The 22,720-nt window shown below is 74.9% G+C and carries 15 protein-coding genes; 9 read left to right on the top strand and 6 right to left on the bottom strand.

What is annotated here, in order from left to right:
- The first annotated feature begins 29 nt into the window (after positions 1-29).
- Positions 30-1,016, top strand: a complete 987-nt coding sequence (locus ABZY20_RS09720) for an aminoglycoside phosphotransferase family protein (RefSeq protein WP_356439665.1) — start codon at positions 30-32, stop codon at positions 1,014-1,016.
- A gap of 19 nt (positions 1,017-1,035) precedes the next feature.
- Here ABZY20_RS09720 and treZ read toward each other — a convergent pair whose 3' ends face one another.
- Positions 1,036-2,781 carry a malto-oligosyltrehalose trehalohydrolase gene (gene treZ, locus ABZY20_RS09715; protein WP_356439082.1) on the bottom strand — a complete coding sequence of 582 codons (1,746 nt, stop codon included), beginning with the start codon at positions 2,779-2,781 and terminating at the stop codon, positions 1,036-1,038.
- Positions 2,782-2,954: 173 nt separating this feature from the next.
- Between treZ and ABZY20_RS09710 the strand changes: the two genes are divergently transcribed.
- Together ABZY20_RS09710 and ABZY20_RS09705 are read left to right on the top strand one after the other, a co-directional pair.
- Positions 2,955-3,506, top strand: a complete 552-nt coding sequence (locus ABZY20_RS09710; RefSeq protein WP_356439079.1) for a DUF1707 and FHA domain-containing protein — start codon at positions 2,955-2,957, stop codon at positions 3,504-3,506.
- Between the two features lie 178 nt (positions 3,507-3,684).
- Positions 3,685-5,025: a M14 family zinc carboxypeptidase gene (locus ABZY20_RS09705; RefSeq protein ID WP_356439662.1), complete on the top strand. Its 1,341-nt coding sequence runs from the start codon at positions 3,685-3,687 to the stop codon at positions 5,023-5,025.
- A 13-nt stretch (positions 5,026-5,038) separates the two neighbouring features.
- Here ABZY20_RS09705 and ABZY20_RS09700 read toward each other — a convergent pair whose 3' ends face one another.
- The 3 genes from ABZY20_RS09700 to glgX form a co-directional block, all read right to left on the bottom strand.
- Positions 5,039-6,289 (bottom strand): M14 family zinc carboxypeptidase, encoded by a 1,251-nt coding sequence (locus ABZY20_RS09700; protein WP_356439077.1) that lies wholly within the window; start codon positions 6,287-6,289, stop codon positions 5,039-5,041.
- An 895-nt stretch (positions 6,290-7,184) separates the two neighbouring features.
- Complete coding sequence (gene treY, locus ABZY20_RS09695; protein WP_356439074.1) at positions 7,185-9,548, bottom strand: malto-oligosyltrehalose synthase; 2,364 nt, start codon at positions 9,546-9,548, stop codon at positions 7,185-7,187.
- Between the two features lie 149 nt (positions 9,549-9,697).
- Entirely contained in the window at positions 9,698-11,839 is a 2,142-nt protein-coding gene (glgX, locus tag ABZY20_RS09690) for a glycogen debranching protein GlgX (RefSeq protein ID WP_356439071.1), read from the bottom strand.
- An 824-nt stretch (positions 11,840-12,663) separates the two neighbouring features.
- On the opposite strand from glgX, the gene ABZY20_RS09685 reads away from it, so the two are divergent.
- A complete protein-coding gene (locus tag ABZY20_RS09685) occupies positions 12,664-13,935 on the top strand; it encodes an SAV2148 family HEPN domain-containing protein (protein ID WP_356439659.1) in 1,272 nt (423 codons plus the stop codon).
- A 129-nt stretch (positions 13,936-14,064) separates the two neighbouring features.
- The gene (locus ABZY20_RS09680) at positions 14,065-14,787 is read left to right on the top strand and encodes a 3'-5' exonuclease (protein WP_356439068.1); all 723 of its coding nucleotides are present in this window, start codon (positions 14,065-14,067) and stop codon (positions 14,785-14,787) included.
- Positions 14,788-15,317: 530 nt separating this feature from the next.
- Here the strand turns inward: ABZY20_RS09680 and ABZY20_RS09675 are convergent.
- Complete coding sequence (locus tag ABZY20_RS09675) at positions 15,318-17,009, bottom strand: helix-turn-helix transcriptional regulator (protein ID WP_356439065.1); 1,692 nt, start codon at positions 17,007-17,009, stop codon at positions 15,318-15,320.
- A 422-nt stretch (positions 17,010-17,431) separates the two neighbouring features.
- On the opposite strand from ABZY20_RS09675, the gene ABZY20_RS09670 reads away from it, so the two are divergent.
- Positions 17,432-18,364, top strand: coding sequence for an alpha/beta hydrolase (locus ABZY20_RS09670; RefSeq protein WP_356439062.1), 933 nt, complete (start codon positions 17,432-17,434; stop codon positions 18,362-18,364).
- A gap of 87 nt (positions 18,365-18,451) precedes the next feature.
- On the opposite strand, the gene ABZY20_RS09665 is transcribed toward ABZY20_RS09670, so the two are convergent.
- Complete coding sequence (locus ABZY20_RS09665; RefSeq protein ID WP_356439059.1) at positions 18,452-19,315, bottom strand: aminoglycoside phosphotransferase family protein; 864 nt, start codon at positions 19,313-19,315, stop codon at positions 18,452-18,454.
- A 160-nt stretch (positions 19,316-19,475) separates the two neighbouring features.
- On the opposite strand from ABZY20_RS09665, the gene ABZY20_RS09660 reads away from it, so the two are divergent.
- Genes ABZY20_RS09660 through ABZY20_RS09650 form a run of 3 tightly spaced genes read left to right on the top strand, consistent with a single transcriptional unit; the run spans position 19,476 to position 22,536 of the window.
- Positions 19,476-20,432 carry a sugar ABC transporter permease gene (locus tag ABZY20_RS09660; protein WP_356439057.1) on the top strand — a complete coding sequence of 319 codons (957 nt, stop codon included), beginning with the start codon at positions 19,476-19,478 and terminating at the stop codon, positions 20,430-20,432.
- Entirely contained in the window at positions 20,429-21,262 is an 834-nt protein-coding gene (locus ABZY20_RS09655) for a carbohydrate ABC transporter permease (protein ID WP_356439054.1), read from the top strand. The genes ABZY20_RS09660 and ABZY20_RS09655 overlap by 4 nt, the downstream gene beginning before the upstream one ends.
- Positions 21,262-22,536, top strand: coding sequence for a sugar ABC transporter substrate-binding protein (locus tag ABZY20_RS09650; RefSeq protein WP_356439051.1), 1,275 nt, complete (start codon positions 21,262-21,264; stop codon positions 22,534-22,536). The genes ABZY20_RS09655 and ABZY20_RS09650 overlap by 1 nt, the downstream gene beginning before the upstream one ends.
- Positions 22,537-22,720 lie beyond the last annotated feature (184 nt).

Genomic DNA, 22,720 nt, shown 5'->3' with positions numbered 1-22,720 from the left:
CACGCCTCCCGAACGGCAACGGCGCGACCATGACCCAGGCACCCACACCCACCCCCACCCCGACCGCGGACACCGTCCGCCGGCTGGTCCGATCCCTCCTGAAGGACGGCAGGGGCGGCGGCGACGGCAAGGACGCCGGAGCCGGCCGGGCGACCAGGCAGGGCACCGGCCCCGACGTCCGCCCCGCCGGCGAGGGATCCGCCACCTGGTGGGTCGGCACCCGCCATGTGCTGCGCCTCGCCCCCGACCGCGACGCCACCGTCCGCCAGCGCCGCGAGCTGCGGCTGCGCGACCTGGTCCGCCCGCACGTGCCGGTGGCGGTGCCGGCGAGCGTCGCCACCGGCGAGTGGGCGGCCGGGCTGGGCTACACGCTGGACACCAGGCTGCCCGGCGGCTCCGGCGAGCGCCACGACGTGTCCGCCGTCGGCGAGGCCGACCTGGCCGCACTGCTCACCGGCCTGCGCGAGGTGCCCGTCCGGCAGGCCGAGACCCTCGGCGTGCCGCGCGCCGCGCCGCGCTCCCTGGAGGCACTGCGCCGGGCCGCCGTACGGGCCGCCGAACGCCTCGCGGACGCCGACGAGTTCGACGCCGCCCGCATGAACCAGCTCACCCCGCCCGCCGCCTCGCAACTCGCCGCCCAGCCCGGCTCGGCGGTCCTCACCCATCACGCCCTCACCGCGGGCCACCTCGTCGTCAGCGCCGACGGGCGGGTGCGCGGCGTCCTCGGCTGGGGCGGCGCGGTCGTCGGCGACCCGGCCGAGGACATCGCGGGTCTCGCCCTCGCCGTCGGCTCACCCGCCGCCGTCCGCGCCGCCACCCTCGCCGGCTACGGCGCCCGCCCCTGCCTGCGCGGTCTGTGGCTCGCCCGCTGCGACACCGTCGTCCGCCTCGCCGAGGCGCTCCCGGGCCGGGACGCCGAACGGCTCACCCGGCTGCGGACCGGGCTGCGGCACGCCTGGGAGCCGATCCTGCTGGAGCGGGTGACGGACCTCGGCACCACCGACGAGCCCTTCTAGACGGCGCACCGGGCGCGCCTCACTCCTGCAGCAGCACCACTCCCGACTCCCCGGGCAGACGCACCACCCCGTCCGCCCCCGGTGCCCCCACCGGCTCCCACGCCGCCAGCACGCGCGCGTGCGGCACGCCCAGCGACAACTCGGCCGTGTCCTTGCCCAGGTTCACCGCCACCAGGACGTCCCCGCGCCGGTAGGCCAGCCAGCGGCCCTCCTCGTCGTAGGCGACCTTGGTGTCCGCGAGGTCCGGATCCGTCAGGTCGGGCTGCTGGTGGCGCAGGGCGAGCAGCGCGCGGTACCAGGCCAGCACGCGCGCGTGCGGCTCGCGTTCCGGTTCGGACCAGTCCAGGCAGGAGCGGTCCCGGGTCGCCGGGTCCTGCGGGTCGGGCACGTCCTCCTCCCGCCAGCCGTGCGCCGCGAACTCCCGCCGCCTGCCCCGCCGTACGGCGTCGGCCAGCTCCGGGTCGGTGTGGTCGGTGAAGAACTGCCAGGGCGTGCCCGCCGCCCACTCCTCGCCCATGAACAGCATCGGCGTGAAGGGCGCCGTCAGGACCAGGGTGGCCGCGCACGCCAGCAGCCCGGGGGAGACCAGGGCCGAAAGACGGTCCCCCTGGGCGCGGTTGCCGACCTGGTCGTGCGTCTGGCTGTAGCCGAGCAGCCGGTGCCCGGCGACCCGCGTACGGTCCAGGGGGCGTCCGTGGTGGCGTTCGCGGAAGCTGGAGTACGACCCGTCGTGGAAGTAGCCGCCCGTCAGCGTCTTGGCGAGGCCGCCCAGGGACGCGCGCGCGAAGTCGGCGTAGTAGCCCTGCGACTCGCCCGTCAGCACGGTGTGCAGGGCGTGGTGGAAGTCGTCGTTCCACTGCGCGTGCAGCCCGAGGCCGCCCTCGCCGCGGGCGGTGATGAGCCGCGGGTCGTTCAGATCCGACTCGGCGACCAGGAACAGCGGCCGGTCCACCTCGGCGGCCAGCGCGTCCACGGCCGTCGACAGCTCCTCCAGGAAGTGCAGCGCGCGGGTGTCCACCAGCGCGTGCACCGCGTCCAGGCGCAGCCCGTCGAGCCGGTAGTCCCGCAGCCACGCCAGCGCGCTGCCGATCAGGAACGCGCGCACCTCGTCCGAGCCGGGCGCGTCCAGGTTGACCGCCGCGCCCCAGGGCGTGTGGTGGGTGTCCGTGAGGTACGGCCCGAAGACGGGCAGGTAGTTGCCGGACGGCCCGAAGTGGTTGTGCACCACGTCGAGCACCACGCCCAGGCCGAGTCCGTGCGCCCGGTCGACGAAGCGTTTCAGCGCCTCGGGCCCGCCGTACGGCTCGTGCACCGCCCACAGCGATACGCCCTCGTAGCCCCAGCCGTGCGTGCCCGGGAACGGGCACACCGGCATCAACTGCACGTGCGTGACGCCCAGTTCGGCGAGATGGCCGAGCCGTTCGGCGGCCGCGTCCAGGGTGCCCTCGGGCGTGTACGTCCCCACGTGCAGTTCGTACAGCACCGCCCCGGGCAGCGGACGCCCCTGCCACGACGCGCGCCACGCGTACCGCTCGTGGTCGACGACCGCGCTCAGCCCGTCCGGGCCGTCCGGCTGCCGCCGCGAGCGCGGATCGGGCAGCACCGGGCCGTCGTCCAGCGCGAATCCGTACCGGGACCCGTCGTGCGCGTCCGCCTCACCCCACCACCACCCCGCCCGCTGCGGATCGCGCTCCAACGCGTGCGTGACGCCGTCGCACTGGAGCGTCACACGGCCGGCCTGTGGTGCCCACACCTCGAACTGCACGGACGGTTCCCCTTCGTCTGTTCACCGTGAGGTAGCTCGTCCATGGTGCGCCAAACGAGATCAATCCGCTGGAGCATCCACCCTTTTGCGGCGGGTGTCGCCGGGTACGCGCGCGTGGCGGCCGTTCTCCCGTTTTCTGGACAGCCCGGCCGCGCTGTCCGACAATCACCAGCGTGACGTCGTCCTTCGAGTTCAACACGTACCCCGCGCGGCTCTCCGACGCGGAGCGCGACAAGGTGCTGAAGGTCCTCCGCGACGGCGTCGCCCTGGGCCGCCTGTCCCACGACACGTTCGTCCACCGCATGGAACTGGCGCTCGCCGCGCGCCGGCCGGACGAACTCGCCGTGCTGACCGCCGACCTGCCCACGGAGAACCGCCTCTCCCGCCTGGTGTTCGGCACCGTCGAGGCCGTCTCCGGCTTCACCGTACGGCTGCGCCGGGCCTGGCAGGCCGAGCGGCTGCCCAAGCTGCTCCTGCCCCACGCGGCACAGGGCCACCCGCTGCGCATAGGCCGCGACCCCGCCAGCGGGCTGCGCCTCAACCACGAGACGGTTTCCCGCGTGCACGCCGAACTGCGCCACCAGGGCGGCCTGTGGGTCCTGCGCGACCTCGGCTCCACCAACGGCACCACGGTCAACGGACGGCGGGTCGTCGGCGCGGCCGTGGTCCGCGAGGGCGACCAGGTGGGTTTTGGGCGGATGCTGTTCCGGCTGTCGGCCGGCTGACCGGAAACCGATCCGCGCCTCGGCCCTGGCCTGCGGCTTACCGGAAGCCATGCGCCGCGAGGTGGCTCAAATGCCGTTGCCGCCCATGGTGTTGACGTAGCCCAGAAGTCGTGACTGACTGTGCGTACGCCATGCACTCCTGGTGAAGCGACGGCACCGCATTTCGGGGAGGTGTGCCCTGCCGCCCCTGCTCCGCTACCCGACCGTCGACGAACTGGGCGCCCGCGCCGCCGCGCTCGTCGCCCGCCGTCCCCGCGACGCCCGGCTGCGCCGGGTCGGCACGTCCCGCGCCGGCACCCCGCTGTGGCTGCTGTCCGTCGGGCACGGCACCCGTCAGGCCCTCGTGGTGGCCGGACCCCACGCCAACGAACCCGTCGGCGGTGCCACCGTGCTGCGCCTGGCCGAGCGTGCCCTGGCCGACCCGCGGCTCACCGAGGGCGCCGACGCCACCTGGAACCTGCTGCTGTGCCTCGACCCGGACGGGCTGCGCCGCAACGAGGGCTGGCTGAGCGGCCCGTACACCCTCGGCCAGTACTTCCGGAACTTCTTCCGGCCCGGCTTCCTGGAGCAGCCCGAGTGGCTGCCCGACGGAGCGGCCGCCGCCGCCCTGCCGGAGACCCGGGCCCTGCTCGCCGTCCAGGACGAACTGCGGCCGTTCCTCCAGTGCTCCCTGCACGGCGTCGACGTCGGCGGCGGCTTCGTGGAGCTCACCGACGACCTGCCCGGGATCGCGCCGCGCCTCGCGCACATCGCCGCCCGGCTCGGCATCCCCCGCGAACTCGGCGCCTACGACGCCCTGTACTGGCCCGTCCTCGGACCGGCCGTCTACCGCATCCCGCCGCCGCGCCGGGCCGACCTGGCCGCCGCCATCACGGAGGCCGCCGTCGAGTCGACGTGGTTCCACCCGTACCGGCACGGCACCGTCACCGCGGTCGTCGAGGCGCCCATGTGGGGCGTGGCGGCCGTCTCGGACGGCTCCCCGCCCGCCGACCGGGAGGCGGCGCTCCGGGCCGTCAGCCGCACCCTGCGCCACGACACGGGCCTGCTGCGGCACCTGCTGGCCCGGATCCGCCCGCAACTGGCCGCCGCGCCGGATGCGGCGCGCCTGCTCGCCCCGGTCGACGACTATTTACTGGTCTGCCCCGGCCTCGCCGACGCCTGGGACCCCGACGTCGTCGACGGCGCGGGCCACTCCCTGCCGGCGCTGAGCACCGGCCACCTGGCCGCGCTGCGCGTCTCCGGGCGGCGGCTGGCGCTGCGCACCGCGGGACTGCTGCACCAGCTCGTGCGGGCCGCCGGACCCGCCACCGCCGGGGCGCTGCCGGAGCTGGACCGGCTGATCGACGAGTGGTGCGCCGACTACCGCGACGGCTGCGGGGCGCGCTGGATCCCGGTGGCCCGGCAGGCCGAGTACCAGGCGCGGGTGGTGCTCTCCGCGTTCGAGCTGGCGCTGCGGCACACCCCGGAGCGCGCGCCGTCCGGCGATCCGGGGCGGGGCCCCGGGGCGGCCGTGCCGTAGCGGGGCGCGGGCGCTACTGGGTCTCCTCCCGCGCGTGCAGCGCCGCCGCGACGACCGTGCGGGACTGGTGCTCGACCTGGTTCTCCAACGGCACCCAGCGCGCGCGGAAACGCTGCGCGAAGGCGTCGCTCCAGGTCGCCACGAGTTCCTCCAGCTGCTTCGCCGCCCGGTCGTCGGTCCCGCGCAGCACCCGCCGCAGCATCGCCGCCGCCCGCAGCGGCACCCGCCGCGCGAACGCGTCCACGCTGCCGACGTACGCCATGGTGCGGTCGGCGGGCGGTGTGTGGACCAGGTCGGCGGCCAGCCCCGGCACCAGTTCGAGCCCCCACCGGGCCGCCCGCAGCAGCGGCCCGTCCAGGTCCGCGAGCCGGGGCAGCACCCGGTCGAGCACGCGTGTCACCTCCAGCGCGTCGCGCTGCAGCCGGCGCGCCAGCCGCCCGATCGCCGCCGCCGGAGCCGGATGCGGGGCCGGGTCGTCCACCAGGTCGCTCGCCCACATCGGCACCTCGACCACCGCGGTCAGGCCGCCGTAGCGGTGGGCGTGGAACCACGTGCTGTGCCGCGCGTCGTCCGGCAGGCTCGGGTAGGCCGGGCCGATCCCCGGCGCCGGCATGACGTGCACGCCCGGCCCGGACGCGGGCCAGCCCGCGGCGTCCGAGGCGCCGGTCTCGACCGGGATGTGCAGCTCGGCCGCGGACTTGGCGAACGGCTCGGCCAGGCCCGGCACGTCCTTGGTGAGCTGCACCCAGCTGCCGCCCAGGTCCGTGCCGTGCAGGGTCACCTGGAGGTAGGGCCGCAGCTCGTCGATGACGCCGGTCAGGGCGCGCGTCTCGGGCGGCAGCCGGTCCGGCGGCAGCACCGAGGGGGCCCACTCGGGCTGCTCCGGGCCCGCGGGCCGGAAGAAGCCCAGGTGGTAGTCGTACAGGCTGCGGGGCGCCGGCGTGACGTGCAGGCTCGCCCCGTCCGGGTCCGCGCACAGCAGGAAGTGCCAGGAGATGCCGTCGCGCAGCTCGCGCTGCTCCAGCACCCGCCGGGCGACGGCGAGCAGGGTGCAGGAGCCGGTCGGCTCGTTGGCGTGGGCGCCCGCGACCACCAGCACGGCGCGGCGGGCGCGGCCCACGGACAACAGGTGCAGCGGTCTGCCCGCCCGCGAGGCACCCACCTGCCGCAGGGTGCACACGCCGGGTCGCTGGGCGGTCAGCGCCCGGGCAGCGGCGACCTGCTCGGTCACCGTCGGGTAGCGCAGCTCCGGCAGGACACTCACCCCCGTCACATCCGCCCGAGTTCGCCTTCGCAGTACCCCACGGCCATGGTGCGGTGTCAAGGGCACGGCGGGGGAGGCGCCCGGGGGCGCCCGGAAGCACTGCCCGCCCGAGCGCCGCCGTCGCGGCCCCGACCGCCCGGGGGGACCCCCTGTTTGGGAGTGGGCCTTGTCCGGCAGGAGGTACGCCTGAGAGCCGGGGCTGCGCACCCGACCGCGAGGACCGCCCCCAGCCGGGCATCGGCCCCGCCTCCGCGAGGCGCAGCGCCCAGCAGCCGGGAGCTGGTCGTCTCCGGCGGTTGGTGCTGCCGCGCGCCGGGACCCGTGCGCGCGGCGGCGAGCACCGCCCCAGCGGTCGCTCGCCCTCGCGGCCGCTCACCCGCTCCGGCCTCACCTGCCTGGGAGGGACGCGGAGCAGCGGCTCGCGTCTGGGCAGCGGCCCTGTCCGGGAGGCGGTGTGCTCGCGCCCCCGGGTCGTGGACCGCCAGCGGTCGCTCGGCCTCAGGTGTCCCCCTCCAGTCTCTTCGGCTCCTGGCTCCCGGACAGTGCCCGGCAGCCAGGAGCTGGTCGTCTCCGAGGGCTGGTGCTGCCGCGCGCCGGGGACCCGTGCGCGCGCGGCGACGCGGACCGCCCCAGCGGTCGCTCGCCCTCTCGGCCGCCCGCCCGCTCTCCCCACACCGGCCCAGTGAACGCGGGGCAGTGCCCGGAGTCCGGGCACCGGCCCTCTCCGGAAGGCGGCGCGCCCGCGCGCCAGGGGGCGGTGCCCCGGACGTGGGGCAGGGCCGGGCCGCTCCAGCCTCGCCGGCCCGGGCGAAGCAAGGCGGTGCCCGGCCGCCAGCCCCCTCCGGTCAGCCAGGGTCCCGTGTCCCGCGCGCCGGGACCGTCCGCGCGGCCCGCCTCAGTCGCCCACCCTCTCCAGCAGAGCCACCGGCAGCCGCTCGAACAGGTCCTCCACGCGTGCGTGCCCCGTGAACTCCCGGGCCGGTTCCCGTACGTCCGCCCAGCGTCCCGGGGGCAGGGGCAGGCGGGTGTCCTGCCAGCCGCCCGTCTCCGTGAGGCGCAGGGACAGGCGGGTCACGGCCGTGATCACCTCGCCGGACCGGGCGAACGCCAGGCAGTGTGCGGCCGCCGGTCCCTGGGCCGGCAGAGGCTGGTACGTCGCCGTGTCGCCGAAGGCCCCCGGCCGGCGTGCTCGCAGCCCGAGCGCCGCCCGGGTCACCGCCGCCTTCTCCGCGGAGAGGCCGCCGGTCCGCTCGGGCGGGAAACCCACCGCCCGCCGGTTGTCCGGGTCGACCAGGGCCCGGGACTCGGCCTCCGTGCCCTGGTAGACGTCCGGGACGCCCGGCATCGTCAGCTGCACCAGGGCCGTGCCCAGCACGTTGGCCCGGATGTACGGCTCCAGCGACTCCCGGAACGTGGCGATCCGCTCACCCGGCGCCCCGCACGGCCCGGCCGCCACGAACCGCGCCACCGCCTCCTCGTACGGCGGCTCCTGCTCGGTCCAGCTCGTGTACATGCCCGCCTCGCGGACGTGCTTCAGCAGTGCTCCCTGCACCCGCTCCGCGTCCGCCGGGCCCAGCCCGAACACGGTCTGCCAGGCGGCCCACGCCAGCTGCCCGTCCGGCACGTCCTCGCCGGTGCGCGTCACCTCCGCGAGCACCTCGGCCCAGCGGTCCGGGCACTCGGTCAGCACGTGCAGCGCGGCCCGGACGTCGGCACTGCGCTTGGTGTCGTGCGTCGAGGCGACCGTGCCGGTGCCCGGCCAGTCACGCTGCAGGCGCGCGCAGTACGCGTGGAACTCCTCCGGCGGCAGCGCGGGGCCGCCCGGGTTACCGCCCACCTCGGTCGCCGACAGCAGCGGCACGTAGCGGTAGAACGCGGTGTCCTCCACCGACTTCGCGCGCAGCGCCGAGGAGGTCTGCGCGAACCGCGTGCGGAACTCCCGCTGCGCGGGCCCGTCCCCGTACCGCCCCAGCACCAGGTCCCGTACGACGTCCACCGCACCGGCCTCCTCGGGCACCGCGAACGCGAGCCGGGCCTCGGCGGCGGCCTCCTCGGTGACCACGGACGCGGCGTCGGTGGACTCGTAGGGCCGGTAGACCTCCAAGCGGACCAGCAGCTCCGTCAGCGCCGTGCGCAGCGCCCAGGGCGCGCGGTCGCGCAGGGCCGGCTCCGGCGAGGTCGCGCACAGCCGGGCCGCCACCCGCGTGAGCCGGTCGGTCTCGGTGGCCAGCTCGTGCGTGAGGACCATGTACGCGGCCCGCCGGACCGTGGCCTCCCACTGCCCGCCCCGGTCCGTCTGCGGGGCCGCGAAACGCCGGTAGCGGTCCACGAGGTCCGCGAACCCGGCCGGGTCCGTGAAGACCCCGTCCACGTGCCGCAGGGCGTCGTAGCCCGTGGTGCCCGCGACGGGCCAGGAGGCCGGCAGGTGCTCGCCGTCGGCGAGGATCTTCTCCACGACCGTCCAGCGGCCGCCGGTCGCCTCGTGCAGCCGCCGCAGATAGCCGTCGGGGTCGGCGAGCCCGTCCGGGTGGTCGACGCGCAGCCCGTCGATCACGCCCTCGTGCAGCAGCTCGAGGATCTTGTCGTGGGTGGCCTCGAACACCTCGGGGTCCTCCACCCGCACCCCGATCAGCTCGGAGATGCTGAAGAACCGCCGGTAGTTCAGCTCGGTCCGGGCCAGCCGCCACCACACCGGGCGGTACCACTGCGCGTCCAGCAGGTGCGGCAGCGGCAGGTCCTCGGTGCCCTCGCGCAGCGGGAAGGCGTGGTCGTGGTAGCGCAGCACGTCCCCGTCGACCCGCAGGTCGTCGAGGACCTCGCCCAGCGGCCCGCCGAGGACCGGCAGCAGCACCTGGCCGTCCTGGGCCTCCCAGTCGATGTCGAACCAGCGCGCGTACGGCGACTTGGGGCCCTCGCGCAGCGCCTCCCACAGGGCGCGGTTGTGCCGCGGTGACATGGCCATGTGGTTGGGGACGATGTCCACCACCAGGCCGAGCCCGTGCTCGCGCGCGGTGCGCGCCAGCGCCCGCAGCCCCTCCTCGCCGCCCAGCTCCTCGCGCACGCGCGCGTGGTCGACGACGTCGTAGCCGTGCGCCGAGCCCGGCACCGCCTCCAGCACGGGGGACAGGTGCAGGTGCGAGACGCCGAGCGAGGCCAGGTACGGCACGGCGGCGCCGGCTGCTGCGAACGGGAAGTCGGGCTGCAGCTGCAGCCGGTACGTGGCCGTGGGCACCACCGGGTCAGGACGCTCAGGTGTCATGGAGACGTACGTACCCGCCCCGTCGCCGTTCGTGCCCCTCGCGGCGTCCGGGTGCGCCGCGCGTCGCCCGGACGGGTGGCGCTGTCCGGACGACGCGGCGACGGCTCACCGGGGGAGGACCCCCGGGGCCCCCGGGGACCCGGGCACGGTCACACGGGCCGCTGGAGCACGGTCAGGCTCCGGTCCGTGAGGGTCAGCCGGGCTCCGGCCTGCAGTTTCGGGCCGGTGCCCGGCGGCACCCCGTCCTCGCGGGCGGTGTCGACGACGACCTGCCACTGCCGCCCGTGGTCGACCGGGACCACGAACTCCAGCGGCTTGGGCGAGGCGTTGAACATCAGCAGGAACGAGTCGTCCGTGATGCGCTCCCCGCGTGCGCCCGGCTCGGAGATCGCGTTGCCGTTGAGGAACACCGTCAGCGCCGAGGCCTGCGCCGAGTCCCAGTCGCGCTGGGTCATCTCCCGGCCCTCCGGTGTGAACCAGGCGATGTCGGAGAGGTCGTCGTGGGTGCCCTCCACGGGCCGACCGTGGAAGAAGCGCCGGCGGCGGAAGACCGGGTGGTCCCGGCGCAGCCACACCATCGCGCGCGTGAAGGCCAGCAGCTCCCGGCTCGGACCTCCCCCGGCACCCTCGGCGCCCACGTCCGGCTCCGGCCACTCCACCCAGGCCAGCTCGTTGTCCTGGCAGTAGGCGTTGTTGTTGCCGTGCTGGGTGCGGGCGAACTCGTCGCCGTGGCTCAGCATGGGCACGCCCTGGGACAGCATCAGCGTGGCGATGAAGTTGCGCATCTGCCGGGCGCGCAGCCGCAGCACGTCCGGGTCGTCGGTCTCGCCCTCGGCGCCGCAGTTCCACGACCGGTTGTGGCTCTCGCCGTCCCGGTTGTCCTCGCCGTTGGCCTCGTTGTGCTTCTCGTTGTAGGCCACCAGGTCGTGCATCGTGAAGCCGTCGTGGCAGGTCACGAAGTTGATCGAGGCCAGCGGGCGGCGCCCGTCGTCCTGGTAGAGGTCCGACGAGCCGGTCAGCCGCGAGGCGAACTCCGCGAGGGTGCGCTGCTCGCCGCGCCACAGGTCGCGCACGGTGTCCCGGTACTTGCCGTTCCACTCCGTCCACAGCGGCGGGAAGTTTCCCACCTGGTAGCCGCCCTCGCCCACGTCCCACGGCTCGGCGATCAGCTTCACCTGGGAGACCACCGGGTCCTGCTGCACCAGGTCGAAGAACGACGACAGCCGGTCCACCTCGTGGAACTGCCGGGCCAGCGTCGCGGCCAGGTCGAAGCGGAACCCGTCGACGTGCATGTCCGTGACCCAGTACCGCAGCGAGTCCATGATCAGCTGGAGCACGTGCGGGGACCGCATGAGCAGGGAGTTCCCGGTCCCTGTCGTGTCCATGTAGTAGCGGGGGTCCTCCGTCAGCCGGTAGTAGCGCTGGTTGTCCAGGCCCTTGAAGGACAGGGTCGGACCCAGGTGGTTGCCCTCGGCGGTGTGGTTGTAGACCACGTCGAGGATCACCTCGATCCCGGCCTCGTGCAGCGCCTTCACGGCCGACTTGAACTCCAGCACCTGCTGGCCCCGGTCGCCCCAGGACGCGTAGGCGTTGTGCGGGGCGAAGAAGCCGATGGTGTTGTAGCCCCAGTAGTTGTTCAGGCCCATGTCGACCAGGCGGTGGTCGTTCACGAACTGGTGTACGGGCATCAGCTCCAGCGCCGTGACCCCCAGCTCCGTGAGGTGCTCGATGATCGCCGGGTGCGCCAGGGCCGCGTAGGTGCCGCGCAGCTCCTCCGGAAGCCCGGGATGGCGCATGGTGAGGCCCTTGACGTGGGCCTCGTAGATCACCGTGTGGTGGTACTCGGTGCGCGGCCGCCGGTCGTCGCCCCAGTCGAAGTAGGGGTTGACCACGACCGACGTCATGGTGTGCGGCGCCGAGTCGAGATCGTTGCGCCGGTCGGGATCGTCGAAGTGGTAGCCGTAGACCTCCTCCCCCCAGCGGATCGAGCCGCTGATCGCACGCGCGTACGGGTCGAGCAGCAGCTTCGCGGAGTTGCAGCGCAGTCCGTGCTCCGGCGCGTACGGGCCGTGCACCCGGAGCCCGTACCGCTGTCCCGGCATGATGCCCGGCACGTACGCGTGCCGCACGAACGCGTCGCTCTCCCGGAGCTCGATCGCGGTCTCCGAGCCGTCGTCGTGCAGCAGACACAGCTCTACTCGGTCCGCGGCCTCCGTGAAGACCGCGAAGTTGGTACCGGCGCCGTCGTACGTGGCACCGAGTGGATACGCCTCTCCAGGCCAGACCTGCATGGATACGACTCTTTCAGGTGTACGGCGCCGGTGGGGACGCCTAGGTCCCGAGTCTCCCCGAAAGTGAGGGAACCTCCTATGACTTATCTCCCTCCTGCCGCAGGGCCAGTGCCTACGCGGTGTGCCGAAAATCCTGGGGCACCTACATCTTCCCGGGGCCGGTGGGGCGGCGGGGGAAAGACGTGCACGACACGGGGAGCGAGGCGGAGCGGTCCGCGCGGCCCGGGGACGGCGAGGACCGCTCGCGGTCGGCGGTCCTGCCGGGCCGGCGAGAGCCGCCGACGGGTACCCGGGCCCGCCGGCGGAGACCGGGGCCCGTCGGCGGAGACCGGGGGCCCGTCGGCGCCCCGGCGCGCCGATGCTGCGTTCCGTGACCGCCGGGGCGACACCCTCGCCACCCGGACGGTCACCCACCGTCGCGCCCGGCTCCTCCCGAAGATCATGAACATGACGTGGCTCGGCACCCGGCCGCCGGTGACCGACCCGAGCGCCCGCACGGCCGCCCGGCTCGGCCCCTGACCCGCCCTCCGCGTTCACCTGCCCACCTCGCTCCTCCCGCAGACAGTCATCTCGTCATGCCCGTGAACAGCGCAAGCAAGCCTCGCCCCCGCGTGGCGGCCCGCCGCCGTCCCGCCCGCCGCCTCGAACGGCAGCCGTCCGGCTCCCTCGCGCCCGGCGACCTCACCTCCCTGAATCCGCTGCCCCCGGCCGGGCCCGGGAGGCGGAACGGGCAGTGGCGGCGCCGCAGTTGAGAACGATGCTGTCCATCCGGCTGCACCGCCGACCGCTCCCGGAGTACCCTTCCTTGATCGTTGACAAGGGGAGTGCTCGGGGGAGTGGAAGGCGGTGCGCAGGTGGGCTCGGGAGGGCTGGAGCTGCCTCCTGGTGACGAGGGTCACGAGGGGAACTCCACAGACGTCCCGACCGGAGCCGTGTCACTGGCGCGGCCGATGGACGCGTCGGGCTCGATCGGTCCGGAGCTGGACTGGGACGCCGACGCCTGGCGCGAGGTGCGCACCCGCGCCCAGCGGGCCGGCCGGGCCTACATCTGGCTGAACCTGGTCGAGCAGCGGCTGCGCGCCTGCGTCGCCGCCGTGCTGCGCCCCGTCTACGAGCCCGTCCACGGCGAGGACTGGGTGGTGGCCGCCGCCGGACCGGCGGGCCAGGAGTGGGTCCAGCGCGCGGTCGCCGTCCGCGAGGTCAGCCGCCGCAAGGGCTACCTCCTCGACCCGGCCGACGACAACGTCCTGTCCTTCCTCACGCTGCCCCAGCTGCGCGAGCTGATGGTGCAGCACTGGCCCTGCTTCGAGCCCTACCTCGAAGACCGCCGGGACGTCGAACTCGCCCTGGACGAGCTGGAGGTGACCCGGAACGTCGTCTCCCGCAACCGGGCTCTGTCCGAGGCCGTGCTGAACCAGGCCGAGCGCGCCTCGGCCCGGCTGCTGGAGATGCTCGGCGCCGGCGGCGACGTGCCGTCCGCGCGCCGGCTGCCCGTGGACGCGGTCGAGGACCTGGTCGGCGACCGGTACGCCGACGTGGTCGCCGTCCACCCGGACCGGGTGCGGCTGATGCGGCAGTTCCCGGCCGAGGACATCTTCGGCGGCGCCCGCCGCCTGGACGCCATCGGCATCGGCCTGAACCTGCTCGTGCAGAACTTCTCCGGCCGCCGGCTGGTCCGGCTCGCCGAGTCCGGCTGCCGGGTCAGGCTGCTGTTCCTCAACCCCGCCTCCAGCGCGGTCAAACGGCGCGAGCGCGAACTCGGCATCAAACGCGGCGAACTCAGCCGCGCCGTGGAGATGAACATCCTCCACATGCGCCGGGTCCGCGCCCGGCTGCGCGATCCGGACGCCTTCGAGATCCAGGTCTTCGACGAGACGCCCCGCTTCACGGCGTACCTGGTCGACGGGGACGGCGCGGACGGCATCGCGGTCGTGCAGAACTACCTGCGCCGCACCCGGGGCATGGAGGCACCGGTCTTCGTGCTGCGCAACGGCAGCAAGGTGGTCAAGTCGGGCGAGGTCGACGAAAGCGGCCTCTTCCCCACGTATCGCGAGGAGTTCGAGGTGATGTGGGCGGATTCGCGCCCGGTGTCGTGAAGTGCGCCCCGGTGAGCGGCGGTTCCCGCGCCGCCGCGGGCACGAGCGGAACGCGGTCCTCTGGTTGTCAGTGGTGCGTGGGAAGGTGGAGACCACTGGGGGAACGCACCACGAGGAGGGGGACCGCCCATGAGCTGGCACCGGGAGCTGCTGATCGGCTTCGACCTGGAGACGACGGGCACGGATCCGCGCGAGGCGCGCATCGTCACGGGGGCCGTGATCGAGGTCAGGGGCGGGGAGCCGATGGGGCGCCGGGAGTGGCTGGCCGACCCCGGGGTGCCGATCCCCGAGGAAGCGGTGGCGGTGCACGGCATCAGCAACGAACGCGCGGCGGCGGAGGGCAGACCGGCCGACCAGGTGGCGGACGCCCTCGCGGACGTCCTCACCTCGTACTGGAAGGCGGGCGTGCCGGTCGTCGCCTACAACGCGACCTTCGACCTGACGCTCCTGACCGCCGAGCTGCGGCGCCACGGCCTGCCGTCCCTGCGGGACCGCCTGGGCGGCGCGGACCCGGCCCCGGTCATCGACCCGTACACGATCGACCGCTGGGTCGACCGCTACCGCCGCGGCAAGCGCAACCTGGAGGCGGTCTGCGCCGAGTACGGCTTCGTCCTCGACTCCGCCCACGACGCCATGGCCGACGCCCTCGCGGCGGCCCGCCTGGCCTGTGCGATAGCCGACCGCCACCCCAAGATCGCGAGCCTCGGCCCGGCGGCCCTGCACCACCGCCAGATCGAGTGGTACGCGCAGTGGGCGGCGGACTTCCAGAGCTTCCTGCGCGGCAAGGGCGACGCGACGGCCCTGGTCGACGGGGCGTGGCCGCTGCGGGAGTGGGCGGACCAGCGGATCTGACGGGCTGGAGGGAGCGGTCCCGGGCTTGCACCCCGACGTCGGTTGAGGCCCGGCGCACCACAGGGGGAGGGACGCCGCTCGCCCGGCTGCGGCAGCACCGGGCGGTGTCCTCCGTGACGGGCCGGTGTCCCCGGCCGCGGGTGCCGGTGGTCCCGCCTGCGGGTGCCGGTGTGCCCGGTCCCGCTTTCCCGTGCCCCTGGCCCCGTGTGCCGGTGCCCCACCCGCGTCCACGACCAGTTCGCCGCCGCACGGACGGCCGTGCGTGCCGCGTGCCGGTGTCCCCGCTGCCGACACCTACGCCGGTGCAGGCACCACTGAGGGTCGGAGTCCGGGAGGCACTGGTCGTGGCTCCCACCGGTTCCGGCAAGACGCTGGCCCGGCCGCGCCGCCCCGCCCCCGACCCGAACGGCCTCACCGAGCCGCCGCCGTACTTCCCGGCCCTCACGGGCCGGTCCTCGGCCCCCGCGTGCCGAGATCCCCGGCCCTCGCGCGCGGGTGCCCCCGGGCACACGTCCCCGTCCGCCCCGCCCTCACTCGCCCCCGTCCGCCCCGCCACCAGCCGGTTCGCGTCCGCCGCCGCCCTGCTCACGTACGCCGTCGCCCTGCCCCGTTCCGCCGCCGTTCATCATCAGTGCCAGCTCCACCCGCGAGCGCACGCCCAGCCGGCTGAAGATGTTCCGCAGGTGGTGGTCCACGGTGCGTGGGCTGAGCGACAGGCGCGTGGCCACCTCGCGGTTGGTGGCGCCCGACGCCACCAGCCCCGCCACGCTCTGCTGTTGAGGCGTCAGCCGCTCGAGAGCGCCGAGGTCGTCGCGGGCCGCGCTGTCCCCGGCGGCCCGCAGCTCGGACCGTGTCCGCTTCTCCCACAGCACCGCGCCGCAGCGCTCGAAGCCGACCAGGGCGGCCCGCAGCCGCCGCCGGGCCTCCAGGGGCCTGCGCCGGCGACGCAGCCACATACCGTAGGACAGCAGCGTGCGGGCGTGCTCGAACTGGCCCTCGGCCGCCTCGTGTTCCGCCAGGGCCCGCAGGTACAGCGCGTCGCAGTCCTCGTCCCGTGCGGTCAGGGCCCGGCAGCGGGTCAGCAGGGCCGGGGCCTGCGGATCGGCGCCCAGGGCGGCCCAGCCGGCGTACAGGTCCACCATGTCGGTGACGTCCTCGTCCAGCCCCGCCAGGACCGTCGCCTCCACGAGGCACGGCACCGCCAGCATCCACAGGCCGAAGTGCCCGCGCCTCGGGCCCGGCCGGAGCAGTGGGGCGAGACGGCTCGCGGCCTGTTCGGCCCGGCCGTGTCCCAGGTCGGCGCGGGCGCGCGCCCACTCCGCCAGGGTGCTGACCTGGACCAGCCCGTGCGGCCGGGCGACCGACAGGGCGGCGTCGGCGTGGTGCTCCGTGGCGGAGTCGGTGCCCACGAGGGAGAAGACCAGGGCCAGCAGGGCGTGGTGCTGCGCGGCGAGGTTGCGCCGGCCGAGCCGACGGGCGGCGCGCAGCCCCTCCTCGGCGTGGGCCCGGGCCTGCTGGTGGTAGCCGGCGCGCAGTTCGGCGTAGGCGAGGAACTCCAGGATGCGGTCGGCCGGCCCGGACGCGCCCCGGGTTCCGGCGGCCGCCAGGCCACGGCCGAGCAGGCGCCGCGCAGCGGTGATGTCACCCAGCACCAGCGCAGCCCGGCCCGCGAGCAGCAGGTCGTCCGGCTGCTGCAGGTGCGCCGCGGCGGTGAGCAGCGGCCGCAACTCCCCTGCCGCGCCGGCGAAGTCACCCAGCACGACATGGCGCATGCCCGCCCGGAAGAGGCTCCACGAGGCCGGCGCGGTGCCCGGGGCCGCGGCGCGTCCGGTCGGCGGCGTCTCGTCCGCGGGGCCTGCGGCGCAGCGCTGCACCGTCTGGAGGTAGGCCGTGAAGTCGCCCGCCGCCCAGGCGGCTTCGGCCGCCGCGGCGAGGGCGTGCTGCGTGCCCTCGGCGTCGTACGGCGCCGCCGACTCGGCCGCGAGGAGCAGGGTCTGGTGCGCGTCGGCCACCGGCCCGTCGCCCAACAGAAGCAGACCGCGCAGCAGTTCCGCCCTTGCGCGCAGTGGCGCGTCGTCACCGGCGGCGCCCCGGGCGGCCGCGGCCAGGGCGAGAGCCCGGCGGGTCCGCCCGCCGCGCCGGGCGCGCTCGGCGGCGTCCAGCAGCTGTGCGGCCCGGTCGGTGACCGTGCCGGCTGTCCGGTCGTACAGGTTCAACGCCACTTTCTGCCCTGCTTTTCGGGAGGTGACGGACGGTTCGGAGACATCACGCGGAGAATCGGATGGTCCTGGTGCAGAGGAGTACGCAGCCGGCGCGGCCGCTTCTCAACCGCTTTCTGTGCGTGAGCCGTGAGACCGGTGATTCCACCGATGCGCAGGAGAGGCCCGGGCTCCTACGCTGAGCGCGGCCGATCGCCCCGGGAGGGCCCGGGAGCCGGCCGCACGGTGTCCGTCCCGGAGACCCCCACGCTCCTGCCGCCGTACACGGCCCGGACCCCGGCACGATCCACGAACCACCGTCCTCCTCGGTCTCCAGACGACACGGTTCACCACCGGCGACACGTGTCACCGGCCGGCGGACCCGGCCTCGGGCCCGCCCGCGGTCCCGCCGTCGTCGGGGGAGACGAGGTGAGAGGAAACCGCTCATGCAGGCATCTCCCCAGCCGGTCACGCCCGCCCCCCGCAGCGGCCCCGTGCGGCACCGCCGCCGGTCCCGCGGCCCGCTCCTGGGCGCCCTCGCGTCCGCTGCGGCGCTGGCCGGCCTGGCGACCACGCTCACCGGCGGTGCGAACGCCGCCCCGAACCCCTTCGAGCGGGGCCCGGCCCCCACCGAGGCGAGCGTGACCGCCCCGCGCGGCCCCTTCGCCGTCTCCGAGACCAGGGTCTCCCGGGCCGCCGCGTCCGGATTCGGCGGCGGCACCGTCTACTTCCCGACCAGCACCGAGGAAGGCACGTTCGGCGCCGTGGCGATCGCCCCGGGATTCACCGCGCGCCAGTCCTCGATCGCCTGGCTGGGACCGCGGCTCGCCTCGCAGGGCTTCGTGGTGTTCACCATCGACACCAACACCACCTCCGACCGGCCGGCCTCCCGCGGCGACCAGTTGCTGGCGGCGCTCGACTTCCTCACGAGGACCAGCAGCGTCCGCGACCGGGTGGACGGCGACCGGCTCGCGGTGATGGGCCACTCGATGGGCGGCGGCGGCGCGCTGGAGGCGGCCAAGGACCGGCCCTCGCTCCAGGCGGCCATCCCGCTCACCGCCTGGAACCTCGACAAGAGCTGGCCGGAGGTCCGCACGCCCACCCTGCTCATCGGGGCGGACGGCGACACCATCGCCCCGGTCCGCTCGCACTCCGAGCCGTTCTTCGAGAGCCTGCCGTCCTCGCTGGACCGGGCGTACCTGGAGCTGAACAACGCCGGCCACTTCGCGCCGAACACGCCGAACACCACGATCGCGCGGAACAGCATCAGCTGGCTGAAGCGGTTCGTCGACGACGACACCCGCTACGAGCGGTTCCTGTGCCCGGCGCCGAGCGCGTCCGTCGCGGAGTTCCGGGGCGACTGCCCGAACACCGGCTGACCCCGGCCGCCGCCCCGTGCCCGACCCGGCCGGGCGCGGGGCGGCGGGCGGCGCAGCGCGCCGTGCGGCCCGGCCCGGCGCGACCGCTCAGAACGGATACCACCGCACCGTCTCGTCCCCGTCCCGCAGGGACGCCACGCGCCGCTCGAACTCGCCCCTCGCCTTCGGGTTGCCCGGGGCATGCTGCGCGACCCACGCGCAACTGGCCGTCTCCCGGGCGCCCCGCAGCACCGAGCAGCCCTCCCAGGTGCGCACGTCCCAGCCGTACGCCTCGACGAAGGAGGCGTACGACTCCTCGGGGAGCCCGTAGCGGTCCCGGGAGAGGGCCATGACCACCAGGTCGTGCTCGCGCAGGTCGGCGGAGAAGGTCTCCAGGTCCACCAGGACCGGCCCGCCCGGGCCGACGTGCACGTTGCGGGGCAGCGCGTCGCCGTGGATGACGCCCGGTGTCAGACGGGGCGTCAGCGCGGCCGCCCGGGCGGCGAAACCGTCACGGCGCTCCCGCAGGTACGCCGCGTCCGCCGGGTCGACGGCGTCGCCCGCCAGCCGCAGCCACCGCTCCACCCCGCCGAGCAGATCCCGCGGCGGCAGCGCGAAGGGAGGCGGGGGCGTGGCGTGCACCACCCGGAGCAGTTCGGCCAGATCCCGCGGGCCGGCGGGCCGTACGGCATCCGGCAGCCGGTGCCACAGCGTCACCGGGTGCCCCTCCACCAGCAGCGCCTTCGGCTCGGCCGCCCGCACCGCCGGCACGCCCACCTCCGCCAGCCACACCGCCACCTCCAGCTCACGGCGCGCCCGCTGGAGGAGCTCGGCGTCGCGGCCCACCTTGACGACCAGGTCACCGGCGGCGAACACCGCGTTCTCGCCCAGGGCGAGCAGCCGTGCCTCGCGTGCGGCGCCCGGCAGCACACCTGCCGCCGCCAGTACCTCCCGCGCCCGTGCCTCGTCCATCGTCCGCCTCCGTCGTCCGCGCCCTGGCCGTCGGGTTCCGGCCATCCGCTGGTCAGTGTCGCATCGGCACAGGCCGGGCGGCGTGCGCGGTGCCTTGACGCGGTACGGGGCCTTCACGAGCATGACCTGGCCACCCGAGCTGTGCGAAGGGGCTGATGCCGTGACCGTGGTGACCGAGGCCCCGCCCCCTTCGCCGCCGCCGGAACCGGCCGGGCGCGGAGCCGGCGGGGACCGGCCCCGGCGGCCCGTCGGCGGCCGCGGCGGATGGTTTCTGGTCCTGCCCGCCCTCCTGCCCATCCTCGTCCTCAGCGTGGGCCCGCTGCTCCACGGCGTCCTGCTGGCCTTCACCGACGCCCAGTCGGGCCGCACCGAGCCCACCCGGTGGATCGGCGCCCTCAACTTCCGTGACCTGCTGCACGACACGCTGTTCTGGGAGTCGTTCCGCATCGGGCTGGTGTGGGCCCTCGCGGTGACCGTGCCGCAGTTCCTGCTCGCGCTCGGCCTCGCCCTGCTGCTCGACCAGGACCTGCGGCTGCGCCTTCCGGCCCGCGTCCTGGCGATCGTCCCCTGGGCCATGCCCGAGGTCGTCGTCGGCATCATGTGGCGGCTCGTCTACCACCCCGACGCGGGCATCCTGAACGAGACGCTGCGCGAGGTGGGCCTCGGCGGCGGCCGGGACTGGCTCAGCGGGCTCGCCACCGCGCTGCCCGCCGTGATCGTCGTCGGCGTCTGGGCGGGCCTGCCCCAGACGACGGTCGCGCTGCTCGCCGGGCTGCAGAACACCCCGCGCGAACTGCACGAGGCGGCGGCCGTCGACGGCGCGGGCGCCTGGCGCCGCTTCCGCACGGTCACCTGGCCCGCCCTGAGACCCATCGCCCTCGCCCTCACGGCGCTCAACCTGATCTGGAACTTCAACGCCTTCGCCCTGGTCTACGTGCTCACCAGCGGCGGCCCCGGCGGCCGGACCCGGCTGCCGATGCTCTTCGCCTACGAAGAGGCCTTCCGCTACGGCCAGTTCGGCTACGCGGCGGCGATGGGCTGCGTGATGGTGGCCGTCGTCTCGATCGCTCTGGCCGTGTTCCTCGCCGGCCGCCTCAGGGGAGGTGAGCGCACATGAGGACCGGCACCCCGGCCCGCGTCGGCCAGTACACCGCGCTGCTCGCGTACCTCGTCTTCCTCGCCTTCCCGCTGCTGTGGCTGCTCTCCACCGCGTTCAAGCCGCCCCGCGAACTCGCCGCGCCGCACCCGGACTGGATCCCCCAGGACCCCACCCTCGACAACTTCCGCCGGGCCTTCGACGAACAGCCGCTGCCGCAGGCGGCCTTCAACTCCCTGCTCGCCGCACTCGCGGCGGCGGTCCTCGCCGTGCTGATCGCCACGCCGGCCGCCTACGCCGTCGCCCGGCGCCGCACCCGCCTCGGCCGGGCGGTGACGGGCTGGGTCGTGGTCAGCCAGGCGTTCCCGTTCGTGCTGCTGATCATCCCGCTGTTCCTCGTGCTGAAGCACCTCCGCATGATCGACTCCATCGGGGGACTGGTGCTGGTGTACGTGGTGTGGGCGCTGCCCTTCGCGCTGTGGATGCTCGCCGGGTACGTACGGGCCGTGCCGCGCGAGCTGGAGGAGGCCGCGGCGGTCGACGGGGCGGGCCGGGTGCGCACACTGGTGTCGGTGATCGCGCCGCTGCTCGCGCCGGGCATCGTGGCGACGGGACTGTTCGCGTTCATCACCGCCTGGAACGAGTTCTTCTTCGCGCTCGTGCTGCTCAAGTCGCCGGAGAAGCAGACCCTCCCGGTCGTGCTCACCCACTTCATCGGCGCCGAGGGCGTCGCCGACCTGGGACCGCTCGCCGCCGCGGCCCTCCTCGCGACCCTGCCCTCCCTCGTCGTCTTCGCGCTCATCCAGCGGCGTATCACCGGCGGCATGCTCACCGGGGCGGTGAAGGGCTGATGCGCGCCCGTCTGCTGGCCCTGGTCCTGCTGCTGCTCGTCGCCGGGTGCTCCTCCCAGGGCACGCGTGACGACGGCCGCGTCACCCTGCGCTTCCAGTCGCTGGCCTGGCAGAAGGAGTCCGTCGACGTCACCAGGGCCCTGGTGCGGGAGTGGAACGCCACCCACCCGGACGTCCGCGTCGAGTACGTGCAGGGCAGCTGGGACAGCGTCCACGACCAGCTCCTGACCGCCTTCGAGGGCGGTGAGGCGCCCGACATCATCCACGACGCCTCCGACGACCTCGCGGACTTCGCCTACGGCGGCCACCTCGCCGACCTCACCCCCCTGCTGCCGGCCCGCCTCAAAGCCGCCATCCCGCGGCGCAGCTGGGAGACGACCACCTTCGGGGACGGCGTCTACGGCGTGCCGTTCCTCCAGGAACCACGCGTGCTGATCGCCAACGCGACCTGGCTGAGACGGGCCGGCGTCCGGATCCCCACGCCCGGGGAGCCGTGGAGCTGGGCCGAGTTCCGCCGTATCACCGAACGCCTCAGCGGCCCGGGCCGGTACGGCGTGGCCTGGCCGCTGAAGGAACCCGTCTCGGCGACGCTCAACCTCTCCCTGTCGACGGGCGGGCGGCTCTTCCACCGCGGGACGGACGGCAAGGTGACCGTCCGGTTCCGGGCGGCCGACCAGGTGGTGCCGCGCACCCTCCACGACCAGGTGAACACCGACCGCAGCGCCTCGCCCACCACCCTGGGCAGCGGCGGCTCCGACACCCTGCCCGGCTTCTTCGGCGGCCGGTACGCCATGGTCCCGCTCGGCTTCTCCTACCGCCAGCAGATCGTGCAGCAGGCCCCGGAGGGCTTCGCGTGGCAGGTGCTGCCCGCGCCCGCCGGCACCGCGGGACTCACGCAGGGCGTCAGCCCGCAGACCCTCTCGATCGCCGAGGACTGCCCCCACAAGGAACAGGCCGCCGCCTTCCTCGACTTCCTGCTGCGGCCGCGGAACATGGTCCGCCTCGCCCTCGGCGACTGGATGCTGCCCACCGGCACCGAGGCCCTCCGGGACCCCGCCCTGCGCACCGCGCGGCACGGCTGGGCCACCGGCACGGCCCTCGCCGGGCACCTCCGCCCGGCCCCCGCGCAGTCGGTGCGCGGCTACCCCGAGTGGAAGGACAAGGTGGCGACACCGGCCCTGCAGGAGTACTACAGCGGGGCCATCGGCCTGAGCGAACTGCGCACCCGGCTGGAGCAGGACGGCAACCTGGTGCTCGCGCGCTACCAGCGCTGACCGCCGCGAAAACCGTTTGCCGGCCCCCACCGGCGGCGCCTAGCGTGCCGCCCGTGGGTATCAACGCCATTCACCTCTCCGGTCACGGCCGGGGCTGCGCGCACAGCATCAGGAAGCGCCGCCGCCCCGCCGCCCTGACCGGCCCGGGGAACCACGCCCGCTGAGCCACCGAGCCCGGCGTCCC

Source organism: Streptomyces sp. NPDC006624, assembly GCF_040611555.1.
Lineage (GTDB): Bacteria > Actinomycetota > Actinomycetes > Streptomycetales > Streptomycetaceae > Streptomyces.
The sequence above is the reverse complement of the archived record's forward strand: the minus strand, read 5'-3'. Positions and strand labels throughout refer to the sequence as shown.

Bases quoted from the DNA above. Each gene is read 5' to 3' on its own strand.
- ABZY20_RS09720 (WP_356439665.1), top strand. From the start codon at position 30: ATGACCCAGGCACCCACACCCACCCCCACCCCGACCGCGGACACCGTC.
- treY (WP_356439074.1), bottom strand. From the start codon at position 9,548: ATGACACCTGAGCGTCCTGACCCGGTGGTGCCCACGGCCACGTACCGG.
- glgX (WP_356439071.1), bottom strand. From the start codon at position 11,839: ATGCAGGTCTGGCCTGGAGAGGCGTATCCACTCGGTGCCACGTACGAC.
- ABZY20_RS09680 (WP_356439068.1), top strand. From the start codon at position 14,065: ATGAGCTGGCACCGGGAGCTGCTGATCGGCTTCGACCTGGAGACGACG.
- ABZY20_RS09670 (WP_356439062.1), top strand. From the start codon at position 17,432: ATGCAGGCATCTCCCCAGCCGGTCACGCCCGCCCCCCGCAGCGGCCCC.
- ABZY20_RS09665 (WP_356439059.1), bottom strand. From the start codon at position 19,315: ATGGACGAGGCACGGGCGCGGGAGGTACTGGCGGCGGCAGGTGTGCTG.
- ABZY20_RS09655 (WP_356439054.1), top strand. From the start codon at position 20,429: ATGAGGACCGGCACCCCGGCCCGCGTCGGCCAGTACACCGCGCTGCTC.
- ABZY20_RS09650 (WP_356439051.1), top strand. From the start codon at position 21,262: ATGCGCGCCCGTCTGCTGGCCCTGGTCCTGCTGCTGCTCGTCGCCGGG.